Source organism: Aquimarina sp. AWH4_224 (assembly GCF_056160245.1).
This window is the reverse complement of sequence record NZ_JBSWWU010000001.1, coordinates 1-17,194: the sequence shown is the minus strand read 5'-3', so window position 1 is coordinate 17,194 and position 17,194 is coordinate 1. Positions and strand designations below refer to the sequence as shown.

The following is a 17,194-nucleotide window of genomic DNA, read 5'->3' as shown; positions in this document are numbered from 1 at the left end:
CTTAGCTTATGAAGAAAGGTTTATATTTTCTGTTATTATCGACTTTCTTAATTCTAGAAAGTATGCTGGCACAGACATTTCCAGTAACAGTTGTACCTCAAACGGTTCCTCCTTCACCTATATATTTTTCTTCTTATGCTGATGCTTCTTCGGTCAATAGTCCTTTGCGACTTCAAATCCTTTTAAACGATCTTTCACAAAACAATAGAGAGATTCGACTAAAGGCCTTTTTTGAAGGAAATGGAATTCGTTTTGAAAGTAATGATATTGTATCGGGCGCACCTTCTTTATTTATCGAAGGAGGAGTTCCTTTGAATTTAACTAATGTAGAGCTTGCCCCCTATTTCGCTTTTGAGAATATAACTGGTATTTCTCCAACAGCCTACGGACAACCCATCCCCGAAGGATCTTATCAATTTTGTTTTGAAGTATTTGATGCCCTTACCGGGGTACGCATTTCTCAAAGATCCTGCGCTACTACCTTTATTTTTCAAAATGAACCTCCTATCCTTATTGCACCTAATAACCGAATTGATCTTAGAGAACAAAATCCTTTAAATTTATTGTTTCAATGGACACCAAGGCATATAAACGTCAGTAATGTTCAATATGAATTAAGTATTGTGGAAATCTGGGACCAAACCATGGATCCTCAAGCTGCATTCTTGGCTTCTCCGCCAATATTTCAAACTACAACAACCAACACTTCATATCTCTATAGCGCTGCAGATCCTTTACTATTATCTAACAAACGGTATGCCTGGAGAGTACAGGCTAAAGCAATAAATGGTGCAGAAGAAATTGGACTTTTCAACAATAATGGCTTTAGTGAAGTATTTTGGTTTAATTACATAGCTCCGTGCGAAACCCCCAGTAACGTACAACATGAGGTAAAAGGAGCTCAACAAGCCAATATTACTTGGGAAGATTTTACCACCAATATTCCTCAATTTACAGTACGTTATCGAGAGGAAGGTCAAAACAATGAATGGTTCTTTACTCGAACCACCGGAAATTGGATCACGCTATGGGATCTACGACCAGGTACTACCTATGAATATCAGGTAGGCAAAAAATGTTTGATTTCAGAGAGTGAATATTCAATAATACAAACCTTTAGTACGCCAACCGAAGATGATGAAGAAGGCCTTATCAATTGTGGAATTTCTCCAGATTTGAATATTGATAATACGGAGCCTTTGGAACAATTGCTACCCGGTAATGTATTCAAAGCTGGAGACTTTCCTGTCAAAGTAACTGAAGTAAATGGGAGTAATGGAAGATTTACGGGTAAAGGATATGTTTCTTTTCCCTATTTTAAAAATATAAAAGTAGCTGTAAACTTCACTAATATTTTTGTTAATAATGAAAGTGAATTAGCCGAAGGTACTGTCATCACTGTGTATGACCCTTCTTGGGGAAATGTTCTGGATATTGACGAAGTTATAGATGTAGGCGAAGATATTGTTGATGTTTTTACCGGAGGAGATAATGTCCCCATTGACTTGAATTACGAAATAGATGAAAATGATATAAGTATTACCGATGGACAAATTGTAATTACCAAACCAGATGGTACTACAGATACTTTTGACTATGATGAAGGAGATACCTACACCATTACTGATGTTAATGGAGATAGTTATACCATAGATGGGGATGGAAACATCTCACAAACGGGGCAAGGCGATCCTTCTCCTCAACTTACTTCCGACAATGCAGATGGGATTCGACCAGGATCACATACCGGAACCATGAGTGATCCATATGTAGATACCATTACTAATGAAGATGTTACCGTAACTTTCAAAACAGGTGAGGATACTCGTTTTGCACTGGATTTGGTGAATAATGATTACGAAAAAGAAAAATATCCAAAAATCAATAGTACATCGGGACAATCCTACTACCCTGCTCATAAAGCCGCCGTACAAGGAGAAGAGGATGTTTTTTATGCAGATATCGAAATTAATAATTCCCAAATTAGTATCGATAGCCTAATCATAAAATCGGCAAAAAACACGGCTATCAAACACCAGAGAGTAACCGGAACAAACACTTATAAAATTACTGTTTCCGGGGTAAATCCTTATCGCACCGAAGAATGCGTGATTACTTATTTAGATCCTTCTTCAAAAAAATATAAAGTTGCAGCAAATTTCTTTATACATCACATTATAAAGCAGAATGAAGTTCCTGTGCAGGTGGTTACTGTAAATGGAGGTAATAATATTGGGGATTTGGAAGAGGAACTAAACAATATTTTTGGACTAGCTGGAGGGAAATTCAAAGTTAAACCAGATGTTATAGACCTCACCATTTCGCAAAATTCCTGGGACAAAAACAATAACAATGTTATAGATTATGACGGGAGTGGGCTACTATCCGATTATCCCTCAGAACTTAAAAATGTTTATCAGGAATTCAAAAAACAATATCCTAATTACGATTCACGACAATATTTCATATTTGTATTAGGTAAAGATCTTAAGGTGTCAAAACCTTTAAGTGGTTTTATGCCAAAAACGCGACAATGGGGATTCATTTTCGAAAGTCATTTGGGAGAAGGTCTGGAAAAGAAAGATACCGCTCTTAAGGTAGCAGCACACGAGCTTGGACATGGAGTATTTACTCTTACGCATCCCTTTGGTGAAGATTCCAGCAATTCGGGAAGCGCAAACACCTGGTTAATGGACTATGGTAATGGAACTGAGCTAGGATACCCTAATTGGGCTACCATGAGTGATCCTGATCTGGATTTATTCTTGTTTCAAGATGATAGTGGAAATGAATTTGCAGGTAGTTATGCTCTGGCTCCTAACTTTAAATTTGTGTTTATAAGAGAATCCTCTTCACTTTACGTTAACCCAGACAAGAAAAAAATAACCGGTACATTACCTGGATTTGTTATCAAAGGAAAAAATGGTGAAAAAGACACCTATACCTATTACCATTGGGATTTCACTCAAAACATGTATGTAAATAAAGACGATCCGAAAAAGAGTTATACGGTTACACCAGAATCTACAATATCTTACGATTCAAAAGTGAATTTCTTCTACAATTTAGATTCGGGTTGCGGCCAAAAAGGATCAGTACAACTAGAGTATGATGATGTAAGTAAGTATTTCAAGCAAATTACCTCCGACGATTTGACTCCTCAACAAAAGGCAAATAATTTAAATGCATTAATATCTAAGTATACAAAAACAAAGTCACGCCCTGTACCATGTAGTAGTTCTAGTGTTAGCAACAATGGTTGGTTTGAAATCCCTATTGATTGTTCTTCGAGTGATATTCAGGAATTAGTACAACCAGAGGTAGATAAGATCAATGCCTTGGTTACCGAAACCAATATCGATACAATTGTAAAAACCATTAATGATATTAAATATAAATGTGTATTTAATAATGTCTCTTACAGTATACTAGAAAATTTAATTGAAAAATTAGCAAAAGGTTCGATTAAAGAACAAAAGGAAAGAGCTCTCGTTAAACTTTTAATTTTCATCAAAAAAGAAAATGCTCAAAACTTATTTGAACTTCTTAATAAAGATGGAAATCTAAGCAACATTTTTAAAGAAGTTCAAAATGCTACTTTTTCATTATTCGGAGAAAATAATCAAGATAGATTATTAACTGTACTAACATATAAATTTAAAAATCTTCAAAAAGATACCGATAAATGGCTAGTTATAAACACTCTAATAAAATCAAAGTACGATGATATAAGAGATACCAATAAAAAAGAGTTCATAAGCTTGTTATTGATATCAATGAAAGAAAATGAGGATAACAGAGATAAAATTAGTGGAATAGTAGACTTTTTTACAGAAATGTTAATTGATGACAGTAAAGGTCTAGCTGATTACAAAGTAGTCTTTGAACTGGCTTCCTTACGATTTGATAACAAAGAGGCCTTCTCAAGTTTTACCCAAGGAAACCGTATAAAAATAACTATTCCTGGTTTTATCATAAATGGTACTTGTACTGTTAATGATTCTGGTTCGGGTAGAAACTGGTCTTGGGTTAAGCCAGGAAGGTTTATTCTTAATTGTGGCACTCAAGGAAGTCGAGAATATATTTATAGTGGTTATACTGAAATCTTAGGGGAGAAAGTTCATAGAGTAAATGATGTTTTTAAATGGGCTAAATATTACTATGACAATAAAGATTCTCAAAATTTAGAAAGTCTATTTTCAAATAATCTGGTCGAATACCTAAGTATTTTTAGAGCTCAATTTTTACTGCATATTCAGGATAATGAAAAAGAAAACCAAGACTTTTGGACCACTACTGACATCTCCTGTAATACCCTTAACAACATTCTAAATCATATTAATATAAACGAAAGTTCTTCTTCATTAAAAGACGTCGAAAAGCAAACAAAGTTTTCTGTTTTGAAAACATATTTTGAATGTTCAAATAGTGTAATAACCCTCAATTTTGAAAAAATAGATACTTCTGTATTAAAATTATTGGCCAGTTTTGATGAAACAGATGCCTCTGTTTTACATACCCTCGAAAACATTGGTATAGATAAAATTCATGAAAAACTCCAAAAAGATGAAAGTTTTAAGACATTGGCAAAAGTATTTGTATGGATGGGAGGTCAAGCGTTTAATTCTAACCATTATGTTAAAGTTGAACTTGACCAAATACTAGATAAAAACAACAATATCAAAAACCATACAGAAGTCCTAAGCTTAGAGTCCAATATGTTGCAATTTGATAATTTCAGCGCCTCTATTGAAGGTAAAACTAAAATCAAAATAAATGGCACCGGCAAGTCGTATGATTACAATCAAATGATGGTTTTGTATGCTGCTGATAATTTCAAATTTTTAGACAGAAACTTTAAAAAAGGAGATGTTTTAGTAATGCCATTAATACAGGCTTATGCCATGAGCAAAAGCAATAGAAGAATTGTTGCAGAAAAAACAGCTTGGACTGCTGTAGATGGCGTATTACTATTTGTTGGTATTGGTGAATTTAAAATATTGTTTACTGCAGGAAATTACATCAGAAAAGCTATTGTAGCATCAGATTTAATAGGAAATGCAGCAGGAATCTTAGGAAATGTTCTTAACGAGAGTGCCTTAAGCCCACAAGATCGATATAGATTACAAATGTTAGCTATTGTTGCATCCTTACCGCAAATAGCTACATCAATAAAGGGTATCGATAATATGGTAAACTCTCTTGACTCAAAAATTAATAAACTAAATAATGTTTCTCATAGAAAAGCAATCAATGACTATTTCACTGAAGTAAAATCTAAGCTACCGGCTGCATCAGGAATTGAAGATTTTATAGTTATTCTAAAACAAAAAAAGCTCTTTGAAAAATATAATGCCCTCCAAGATAATTTGAAAAAGATTTTTAGAGACGATTTTTTAACTGCTTCAGACGATGTGCTTGATGCCCTAAAAAATGACGATGCGTTTGGTGCGTGGAAGAGTTTTAGAGGATTTAATAAAAATAATATTATTTGTAATTAAGATATCATATAAATTTTTAGAGTATGAAAAATTCATTTAAAATTTATAAGTCGATGGCGATAGTTTTCTTTTTACTATTCACCACTCAGTTTTTTGCTAACCCTCCCTCCTGCTGGTTCAAGGAGCTCATAAAAGATTTAGCTAAACCTAATGTTTCGCAGGAATTTAAAACTTTTTTCAAAAATGCTCCTCAGGAGAATTATGACGTATATAAAATATTGCACTATGCAAACAAAACAAAACTAAGGTACGATATTGATGCACTTAACATTGTAAAAAAATTACGTTCTAAGGATGAGTTTGTAAACTTTGTAGAGGGATTACAAATACCAAATGTCAAAAACATTGATGATTTTTTGGGAAAAACTGCAACTTGGTATAATAAATCTAGTGGCGGAAAAGGATACGTAGCGGTTCTTAATAATATGGAAGACTTTGTAGCTACCCTAAGTAAATCTAATGTTCAATGTAACAATTGCGTTTATCTATTTAATAGATTTATTGTAAATGATATTCCAACTGGGGTTAACCGACAAGCATGCTACTGGTTAATGGAAGATGTTGCTGCTAATCCCAACCTGGTAAAAGGTAAAGAAATAACAGTAGAACATCCTGTAACTGGGCTTGATGGCACCACCCAAAGAGTCGATTTAAAAGTTGGAACTTCTCCAGGAGTAATAAACTTAGAATATAAATGGTTGTCTAGTAATGCACCTTTGGGAAAAGACACTTTTGTTAGAGAATTCGTAAAAAGAGATATGCACACTATTAACTCTTTGGATCAAGTACAATGGCGTATTAAATGGAATACAAATCAAACCAATAAATTAACGAAAACCCAGGTTGTAAATTGGTTAGAAAATTTAGACTTCCAACCTACAACTAATCTTAATGGAATCAAAGACAAGATGATCAGTCTTTTTCAGAGTTATGGACGTAAAAAAGATCCAAATCTAACCCTGATCGATTACGATGATTTAATAACATTTTTAAAAGACAATGATGATTGGTTTTCTAAAATTTTTCCCAACATATGAAACTAGTAGATAGATTAGAAGACATACTTGGTTTTAGTTTTATTAATAAAGAACTTGTCTTCCAACAAGGAAATAAATTAATATTACAACCTTCAAATTCTATTATTGAAGAAGATGTTAATTCGTTTTCAGTAATTAACGACCGACTGGTTTACAACAGCAAAGAACAGCTAAAATTAAATCTTCCTAACAAATCTATAAATTTAAAAGGAACTTTTAGATTAGCTAATGGTCTATGGGGAGATAAGTTTTACTTTAATATTGGAAAAGTAAATAAAGAACGGAAAACTTACGCAGTGAACACAGAAAACGGCGAGATTAATGACTTCACTCCAACACCATACTATCCTCATCAAATCTTTAAAAAAGATAGAGCTTTTATATTTTCCCAAAAGATAGAGTTTTACAATCCTTTTAACGGTGAAATTTTTTGGAGCAAAGATATTTCCGAGTTATTTGGAATGAAGAATGGGGAAACTTATGGAAATCCACAAATAATAGACCATAAATTATTCCTATTGCTATTTGACAGTAGTCATCAAACGGAAAATTACGTAACACTTTGTCTAGATGTAGAAACGGGTAAAACACTCTGGAAAAGTAATGATTTTGGAGGGTGGCTAACTCATTGTGAAGGCAAAATTTACACTATCAAAGACAAGCTTGTACAAATCTTGGATCCTGAAACATTTGAAATAACAAATTTAGATTTACAAGAGCAATTATCCGTTTTGGATAAACAAGTATACAAGCCCGAAGATCAAATGATGTGGCAACTCCCTTTTTCATTTTCTAATAGTACATATACAGTCAAAAATAATCGCCTTTATTTTTCTCAAGAAAAAAGTAATACGATAGGTATTGTCGATTTATTAAACAAAGAATTATTATGGCATACTGATATAAAAATAAATAGCGGTGATATAATCCCGATAATAACCGATATAAAAACATTGGATACAAGGTTGTATGTTTTAGATTCTGGTAATACCCTTCACGTATACGAGAATGATGCACTCTTTAACGATGCAAGTCTATCCACTTAAACCATAATTTAAGGTTCGAACTTTAAGCAAGAAACCCTCATGAAAAACCACTACCTACTCATACTCGCTTTACTCCTATCGCTGATTGGATCTGCCAATACAGGAAAGGATTCATTATTGGTTAAGAAAAATAAGCCTGTTTCACCTTTTTATGAAAACCCTGCAGCGAGAGGTTTAGACGCAGAAGCTTTACAAAGACTAGAAGCCTTTAAAGCCAAACGCAAAGTCAGTGAAGCCAATAAGGCATATGCATTACGAAAGTATAACACCCAAGAATTCCGTTCTTTCCCAGAGTTGGAAAATGCATTGGCAAATGCACCTAGTGAAAATTTCTTTCAGGGGTTGGCTGAGTTTACCAAAGACTATATCGATAAAATATACAAACCTACTCCTAAAACCGATTCTCTTGTTAAAACTGCTAAGGCATTATTTGAAGAAATCGAAAAACAGGAAAACTTCATCAATATTATTAGTGGTAAAGAATTACTTCAGTTTCCTGTAGGATTGAAAAAAAGTGTATCCCCCAGTTCTTCAATTAGCATTGGTATTGTAAAAGCAAAATTACATGCAAACTATGCAGAAGTTGACCTATTTGCTAAACTCACACTAGGTGAATTAAGCACCGAATTGTTTTTTGGGGCAAGTAATGTGAAATTATCGCATGAAGGCGGGATTTACGGAGAAGCACAATTAAATTTATTAGGCGATTTCCCAGTAGGGCAAAGTGGTGGACAATGGGCAATTACCTTTAAAGGAGGTTTGGAGAGTGATGGTAGTGCCACAAAACAAACCTATATTACTATAGACTGTACCGGGAAAGTTAAAGAAATTGCGCTAGAAGCAGACGTAAGAATTGCTAAGACCGTAGCGATTCCTCTTAACGAAGATGGTACCAAAAAGTTTCCTGGAGAGACAAAACCCCAGGATGGTAAAAAAATAGCTGGAAATGAGAGCTACGTGGGGGCAAGTTTTAGCTTTGTTGCAGAATCTCTACAAGATTTACTTATAGAGCTTGATTTACCAAAATTTGAATTGGTTCCTCTACCAGGATGGGCATTCAAAATGGAAAATGTAGTACTTGATTTAAGTGATACCAAGAACTCCCCTTTGGTCAGTTTTCCTGCAATCTATAATGAACAGCAACTCATTCCTGCAGAACAACAAGAATTATGGAGAGGTTTTTATGGTGAAGAGGTAAGTGTTACACTACCCCCAGAGTTTAAAATAACCAAATCTGACGAACGAATCACCTTTGGAGCCAAAGGATTACTAATTGACAATTTTGGGGTCTCAGGAAATTTCTTTGCTACCAACCTATTCAATATCAATGAAGGAAATGCCAGCAAATGGCAGTACTCTCTAGATTCGATTAACGTAGACTTTCAGGTTAATCATTTTATAAAAGCAGATTTTAGTGGAGAAATCGTACTCCCCATCAGCAAAGCTGATACCAGTAGTAATGGCGCCCTTGGCTATCAAGGACTGATTACAGCAGATAAAAAATATAGTGTTCGTGTAGAAGTAACAGACGACGTCGATTTTAATATTTTTAAAGCTAAGGCTAAACTTTTCCCTGAGTCCTATATTAAAATGGAAGTGGATAATGGTAAGTTCCATCCGGAAGCCAATCTCACTGGACTTATGGCTTTTAATAAAGCACAAAAAGATTCTTTAAACAATATCTCTTCGCAAAACGAAGATACAAACACTAGTGATGTAGCATCCCTTAGCTTTGATGGTCTTGCTTTTCAAAACTTTAAAATTCAAACCAGGGAGCGGCCCTATCTTTCTATAAAATACATGGGCTTTAAAGATACCATTGCATTACCTAGGATGGCAGGATTCGAACTAGGGTTCTATGATATCAAAGCAAAAACATACTCAGACGATCGAGCAGAAATTGGTTTCAACAGTTACCTAAATCTGGATAAGTCTGGTATCAAAGGAGATGTAAGACTTCGTATTATAGGTAAGCTTCGGGATGGAGATTATCTCAAGTGGCAATTTGATAAAGTAGAAGTTGACGCCGTAAAAGTTGATGTAAAACGTAAAAATTTCGAGTTTTACGGTGAGCTCAACTTCTTTAGAGATAATGCTGTTTATGGAAAAGGATTATCCGGAAAACTTAATCTATATGCTGAAAGCCTGAAAATAGAACTCGATGCAAAAGGTATTTTTGGAAGAAAAGATGATTTTCGATATTGGTATGTAGATGCATTTGGAAGTCCAACTTCAAATAAAAGCAATAAAAGTCTCCAAATATTAGAACTTGGAGGAGGAGTCTATCATCACATGCGTAAAGCTGGAATGGACGAACGGGCAGAGAGTTTATCCGGTATCTATTATAGACCAGACATCGATACAGAATTTGGTTTCAAGGCCATGGCCGCGTTTAAGGTTAAAAAGTCGGCTACTTTTACAGGGCTTTTTGCTATAGAAATGAGCTTCAACAGCCCTTCTGCAGGTGGTGGTCTTAGCAGACTCGGATTCTATGGTGGTGCTGCACTAATGAAAGGAAATAGCGGAGGTGGTTCTGGTCCTTTTGGAGATGTTGCAGGAATGCAAAAGAAACTGGCAGATAAAGAGAAAGCCAACCCCAAGTTTAGCGAGATGTCTATCGATAAAGAGGGTATCAAATATTTTGCTACTCATGTGTTTCCAAATATTCTAACCGGGAAAGAGCAATTTGCAGCACAATTAGCGATAGATTTTGATTTCAGAAATGACACCTATTGGGGGATGTTTGATGTATTTCTCAATTTAGGTCAAATACGAGGAGCTGGAGAGAAAAACAGATTAGGGTATATAGAATTCTATGATGCTCCTAATGATTGGTATATTTACATAGGAACACCTACCAAACGATTTGGTGTTGCAGGAATTCCTATTGGTCCAGTAGAAGCCGCTTTCGATTTGTATTACATGACAGGAACTATCTTGCCAGATCCTGCACAACCTAAACCAGAAGTTATTGATATTCTAAATCTGAAAGGTGATGAATTGTTGTTTGGTCGAAATTTCAATAGCCAATTGGCTCAAGGAACAGGGTATGCTTTTGGAGCGTATGTAGAAGTTGGTAAAAGCTTTGATTGGGGAATTATATATGCCTCGATAAGAGCTGGGGTTGGATTTGACTTAATGATGAAAGATTTTGGAGATGCGCATTGTAAAGGAAAACCAGGTCCTATTGGGATGGATGGATGGTATGCAACCGGACAATTGTATGCTTTCTTGCAAGGAGAGATTGGTGCTCAAATAAAACTCTTCGGTATTAGAAAAAGAGTTCCTATTCTTAAAGCGGGAGTTGCTGTCCTGGCTCAGGGACAATTACCAAACCCATGGTTTGTTAAAGGATATGCCGGGGTAAAAGTTCGCGTACTTGGAATAGTGACCATTCAAGCCAGACTAAAAGTCACAATTGGTGAAGAATGTGAAATTGTAGGACGAACAGGAATTCAGAATGTTGAAATCATTTCAGACATTTTACCAGAAGATAATGCCAGCAATGTAGATGTTTTTGACGCGGTACAAGTAGCCTTCAATGTGCCTATTGGAGAAGTAGTAGAAATTGATGATGACCTTGGTCGTCGAAAATATCAAGTAGAACTAAAAGAGTTCACAATCAAAGATGACAAGGGAACCGTAACTGGTGAACAAGTATGGAATACAAATAAAGATATTTTGGTTTTTGAACCCGATGATATTCTTGCTCCTGAGACTAAGATTACAGCTACGGTAAAAGTTCAGTTTAATGAATATAAAGGCGGACAATGGACCCCAGTAATGGAAAGCGGACAACCTGTTTTTGAAGAAAAAACTATCACTTTTACAACAGGTAAAGCTCCAACCAAAATTCCATATAAGAATATCGAATATATGTATCCAATCGTAGATCAAAGATATATGCTTCCCAAAGAGAGCAACTCCGGATACGTTCAACTAGAAAGAGGACAAGATTACTTGTTTGGTACACAAGGCTTCAAAGATGAGCTATTCTTTATTACAGAAACTGGAGAAGTAACCAAAGTAGCGTTTTCTTATGATAATGCAAGTAATGTATTGACATTCCCTATTCCAAAACTACCAAATGAGACCGGGATAACTTACAAATTAATCACTTCCAAATCAAATTCTGGAAGTAATGATGTAAGTACAGAGGAGACCTTTAACGTTATCAATGATGATGTATCCGTTTCTCAAAATACGTTAACGGGAACCGCTACCAACGATGCGTCACTCACCAGACTGGAATTTAATTTTGGAACTAGTAGATATAACACTTTTAAAGAAAAAGTGAGATCTATGGATATCAATGATTATTTCACCTATATAGACGGTGCTTCTAATGTAGCTCAATTAGAACTTAGTATTAATAAATTTGAACCTTTTGACATCAACGAAGTTGTTGGTACAAATTATACTGCAAGTCAACCCATGATTTCGGGGGTAGCTTCAAAAGACAATGTCTATTTTGAAGAAGAAATCTATCCTCTACTCTATAAAAACTACCCGCTCGATAATGATATCAGAGTAAATAGAGATGAGAATGTCCTCGGGATTCCTCCGATGAAGAATATAAAACCGAGTATTTCATATAGATATTATCTTCAAGATGATCCGGATAACGAGTATTTAACAGAGCGATTCCCTTTTAGATGGAATATTGCTGCAGCATATAAGCAGGACTTTGTTCATCTTCAATATGTGGTTGTAAATAGATATTTAAATACGGGAACAATTGACATGGCTGCCTATGAGAGGTTTAAATACATCATGGATGGGATATTTCCATATATCAATGTAGAGAAATATCAAGTAGAATTTCAGTACGCTTTACCTAGTAAGGCATCTGGAAATAAAATCAAGTTAGACTATAAAAATTACTTTTAATGGGTGTAAGATATTGCATACTACTTTTAATAGCGTTTTCCTTTATTCCTAATGCTATTCTGGCTCAGGAAGAAGAGGATAACCAACCTCCAAAGAGAATTGTGGTAAGGGCATTTGCTAAACCCGATGCGATTCTATTACGCTGGGCAGTAACAGATAAATATGCCTGGAAATATAGTAACGATCATGGTTTTGTTGTAGAACGCACCACTGTGCTTAGAGATGGAAAACCATTACTGAATCCAGAAAAAGTGATTCTTACAGGAGACACTATAAGACCCAGACCTGTAGAGGATTGGGAAAATTTTATTCAGAAAAATGATATGGCTGCCATCGCTGCACAAGCCATTTATGGAGAGTCTTTCCAGGTAGATAATAATGAAAATGAGAGCGAATTACTTAAGGTTTTTTATGAGAGTGAAGAATTAGATCGACGATTTGGTTTCTCTTTATTCGCGATGGACCAGGATTTTGAAGTAGCACAATACGCTGGTTTAGGTTATGTTGATACCAATGTAAAAGAAAATGAAAAATATGTTTACAACGTAAAAAGTGCTATCCCAAAAGAACGCATGGAGCTTGAACCATCTGGGGTTTATATTAGTCCGAAAGAAGTTGAAGAACTCCCTAAACCATTTGATTTTTTTGGATACTTCTACAAAAATGCATTTGTATTGGTTTGGGAATACGATCAATTACTCTCCTATTATACAGGATATAATCTCGAACGTTCTGAAGATGGAAAAACGTATAAAAAAGTAAATGACGTACCTATTACTAAACTGGCAGACACTCCTTATTCTGGGGTTTCCTACACAGACTCAATTCCAGAATATGGCAAAAAATACTGGTATCGCATCGTAGGAATCAATTATTTTGGAGAGCAAAGCCCTCCTTCAGACCCTACAGAACTTATTGGTTTCAAAGAAATAAGAACAGAACCCATATTCTCTTCTACCAATATAATTTCTGAAAAAGAAGTAGAACTGGAGTGGACTTTTTCTAAAGAAGAAGAATGGAAACTTAAGAAATTTGAACTATTAAGGGCAGAAAAGGCGGTAGGCCCTTATACATCAGTAGTAGATAGTATTTCTCCACAACAAAAAAAGATTACCTATAGCCCTTTAGCGGATATCAATTACTTTAAAATTAAAGCTCACGGAAGAAATAGAGATTTTAAAGAATCACCCCCTGCCATGGTTCAACCTATCGATAGCATCCCTCCTAACAAACCAGAAGGACTTCAAGGTACTGTAGATACATTAGGAATCGTTATGCTAACCTGGAATAAAAATACTGAATTGGATCTGAAAGGCTATGATATTGTAAGAGCATATCGTAAAAACCAGGAGTTTACTAAACTTAATAAGGCAAATTTGATAAAAGAAAATTACATAGACAGTATCGATATGACTTCTTTTGATAAAGCGGTGTATTACAGAATCATTGCTTTGGATAACCGATATAATGAATCCGTGCCTTCAGATACTCTAGTATTAGTAAAACCAGATAGAATTCCTCCTACTTCACCTGTATTTAATACGTATAAGATTAAAGATGGAACAGTAGCATTATCATGGATTAATAGTTCTGTAGATGATTGGAAATCTACGGTGGTTTATCGTGCTGAGGCTAATGATACCCTAACCCAACCCTGGAAAAAGGTTTATGAAGCAACAGTGGATTCTATAACCACTTTTACTGATGCTAAAATAAATCCAGGAAAAAAGTACAGTTATACTCTTATTACGGTAGATAAGGGAGGGCTAGAAAGTGAACCAACTCCTCCTATAATTATTGATATGCCTGGTAAATTATTAAAACCTGGGGTTAAAGGGTTATACGCTACTGTAGATAGAGAAAATAAATTCATCCAATTAACCTGGCGTCTGAAACCAGAAAATATAGTCGAAGTACAGTTATTTAGAAAAACAGCGTTGGAATCTTTTACTTTATATAAAAGACTTGACGCTACGAATAAAGGGTGGGTTGATCAAAATTTAACATTAAATACTACATATACCTATGCTGTAAAAGCAGTGTTTAATGATGGAAGTGTAAGTGAATGGGAAGAGATTGAAGTGAAATATTAGGGTTATGAACAGATTATTAATATTGATTAGTGTTTTACTAATAGGATACAGTTCTTATTCGCAAACCTATAGATTTACCTATAAATTTACAGGAGTAGCGAATAGCGGACCAGATTTTGGTTCTGGTATGAGAGTGGTTTTATCTTATGCTGACGGAACCACAGAACAGATTTATGCCATCAATGCTAGTCATCCTAATGTTCAAAATTTGAGAGAAGATGTTGTCCATGATGTACTAATAACCTCTCCTGTGACTGAAGTTGCAATCGTAACTTTTGGATATGTTACTTCGATGGGAGGAAGTTCTCAAACAAGAAGGTACAATATCAATACATGTGTTAAACCTTCAGATACTCAAACAAGTGATATTGGGACTACCGTTAATTTTAACCTCACTCAGTTTCCACTTGAAAATTTTATGTCTTTAAATACAACAGCAGGTAATGAATTTCCCGAATGTGAATCCAAAACATTAACTGCATATTCAAACACCTGTACAGAAAACATGGAGTATTCTGTACACTACAGCACATCAATAAGCGGTCCCGAAACTGAACTTATTCCGTTTGGGGGTCATGGCACCCAATTCACTTTGAATGGATCAGATTTTTCTGGTGTTGCTCCCAATACTAACATTTATGTTTTTTTAAGATATCTTGAGAATAATACTTCTAACACCAATACTTCAGATGCTATTATTTTTAAATACGAACCTTGTTCCCCTGGGTTAGATGGTCCTATAGTTGATCTTCAACCGGATTGTAGCAATAGTATCAATACTTCGGATAATAACAATGGTAGTTTTACGGTCACTTTTGATAGAGAACTCGATGATACCAAGAGTGAAAAAATGAACCTACAGGTATTCCGTCAGGTAGGCGCTAATTTTGACGGATATGCCTCAAAAACATTGGAAAAAAGTGATTTTAGTGGACGATCCTATACCTGGACTCCAAGAAATCTCCCTGGAGGAACCTATAAAATCTTCTGGCAAACCAAAAGTAACAATCAACCGTTTGACAATATTAATACTGTACCTGATGCCTTTGGTGAGAGTGCGCCTTTTACCCTTACCACTCCTCCTGCCCTATCTGTTTCTGGGAATCCTACTCCTGTGCAATGTGCCGGAGGTGATGATGGAAGCATTACAGCTACTCCTTCTGGGGGAACTCCTCCATATCAATACTCGATTGATAATGGAGCCTCATGGCAGAACAATACTCTTTTTTCTGGACTAACCGAAGGAGACTATACCATCCTAATTCAAGATAATAAAGGATGCCAGGTAAATAGTGCATCCATCGACGTAGACGAACGGTTTGTATCCATACCTAATGTTATCAATTTACCACTAACCAGTAATCCAACCCTAATCGATGGAGACAATGGAAGAATTGCCATATCTGTCTCTGGGGGGTCGGGTAGTTATACCTCTTATGTATGGACTAAAGATGGTAATCCCTTTACTCCACCCGCTGGATCTACTAATACCAATATCATCGATCTATTTGAAGGAGTGTATACCGTAGTAGTAACCGATAGTAATGGATGTAGCTCTTTGGTAGAAACATTCACTCTTATCGATCCTAATCCTCTGGAAATTCAAATAACAATGAATCCTTCTTCTCTGGATTGTTCCTATGACAGGGGCGTACTTACAGCAACTGCTGCTGAAGGTTTTTTAAACCCCGGAGGAGACTATACCTATAGATGGAACGATGGAACTCAAGGAAACACTTTGGCCGATGCACAAATCGGACAAACATACACCGTAACTGTTTCCGATCAAGGGGGAAATAGTGACGATCAAAGTTTTCAAGTACTAGGACCAGATCCCATAACTATAACTATCGATCAAAATCCTGTAACTTGTAAAGGAGGAGATGATGGGAGTATATCTTTAACCATAGCTGGAGGAACTCCTATCGATATAGTTACCAATCCTGAGCAATACAATGTTACATGGACCAAAATAGGAGATACAGGATTCACTGCCTCCGGAATAGCCATTACAGGGTTGCAAGCTGGGTTTTATGAATATCTAATCACTGATCAAAACAACTGTACTCTTGATAATTTTGGAACTCCTATACAAGTAACCGAACCTCCTACTGGTATTGAAGTCTTTGAAGTCATTGATCAACATCTAGACAATATCATTTTTGGAGGACAAGCCGGGGTGATACAAGTAGAGGTCATCAATAATAATGGAGCATTTACCATACAATGGTTTAAAGATGGTAATCCATTTACTCCTCCTAGTGGATCAACACCAACCAGACTTATAGACTTACCCGTAGGGACCTATTCTCTGATTGTAAACGATACCAATTGTAACACTACACTACTACAACCTATAGAAATAACAGAACCCGAACTATTAGAAATACTAACTACAGATAAACAAGATATTAGCTGTAACGGAGCTAACGATGGAAGCATCACTGTACAGGTAACAGGAGGAATACAACCTTATACATATCTATGGGAAAGACAAGGAGATCCAGATTTTATAAGACCTGATGATCCTATGGCAGATGAACTTCAACCTGGAGAATATACCGTGACTATAACTGATGATAGTGGTAGCACGGCTATAGCAACATCTAATCTAGTGACAATTACTC

General features: G+C 35.6%; 6 protein-coding genes. All 6 read left to right on the top strand.

Annotated features, from left to right (window positions below):
* Positions 1–8: 8 nt before the first annotated feature.
* A complete protein-coding gene (locus ACXAGJ_RS00030; protein WP_474835979.1) occupies positions 9–5,501 on the top strand; it encodes a fibronectin type III domain-containing protein in 5,493 nt (1,830 codons plus the stop codon).
* 23 nt (positions 5,502–5,524) lie between these two features.
* Positions 5,525–6,538, top strand: a complete 1,014-nt coding sequence (locus ACXAGJ_RS00025; RefSeq protein WP_474835977.1) for a hypothetical protein — start codon at positions 5,525–5,527, stop codon at positions 6,536–6,538.
* The gene (locus ACXAGJ_RS00020; protein WP_474835975.1) at positions 6,535–7,584 is read left to right on the top strand and encodes a PQQ-binding-like beta-propeller repeat protein; all 1,050 of its coding nucleotides are present in this window, start codon (positions 6,535–6,537) and stop codon (positions 7,582–7,584) included. The genes ACXAGJ_RS00025 and ACXAGJ_RS00020 overlap by 4 nt, the downstream gene beginning before the upstream one ends.
* Before the next feature lie 39 nt (positions 7,585–7,623).
* Entirely contained in the window at positions 7,624–12,474 is a 4,851-nt protein-coding gene (locus tag ACXAGJ_RS00015) for a hypothetical protein (RefSeq protein WP_474835973.1), read from the top strand.
* Positions 12,474–14,567, top strand: a complete 2,094-nt coding sequence (locus ACXAGJ_RS00010; protein ID WP_474835971.1) for a fibronectin type III domain-containing protein — start codon at positions 12,474–12,476, stop codon at positions 14,565–14,567. The genes ACXAGJ_RS00015 and ACXAGJ_RS00010 overlap by 1 nt, the downstream gene beginning before the upstream one ends.
* Before the next feature lie 4 nt (positions 14,568–14,571).
* Positions 14,572–17,194 (top strand): SprB repeat-containing protein (locus ACXAGJ_RS00005; protein WP_474835969.1); only part of this gene is annotated, 2,623 nt, incomplete at its 3' end.

Coding starts and splice junctions, on each gene's coding strand:
- ACXAGJ_RS00030 (WP_474835979.1), top strand. CDS start 9: ATGAAGAAAGGTTTATATTTTCTGTTATTATCGACTTTCTTAATTCTA.
- ACXAGJ_RS00025 (WP_474835977.1), top strand. CDS start 5,525: ATGAAAAATTCATTTAAAATTTATAAGTCGATGGCGATAGTTTTCTTT.
- ACXAGJ_RS00020 (WP_474835975.1), top strand. CDS start 6,535: ATGAAACTAGTAGATAGATTAGAAGACATACTTGGTTTTAGTTTTATT.
- ACXAGJ_RS00015 (WP_474835973.1), top strand. CDS start 7,624: ATGAAAAACCACTACCTACTCATACTCGCTTTACTCCTATCGCTGATT.
- ACXAGJ_RS00010 (WP_474835971.1), top strand. CDS start 12,474: ATGGGTGTAAGATATTGCATACTACTTTTAATAGCGTTTTCCTTTATT.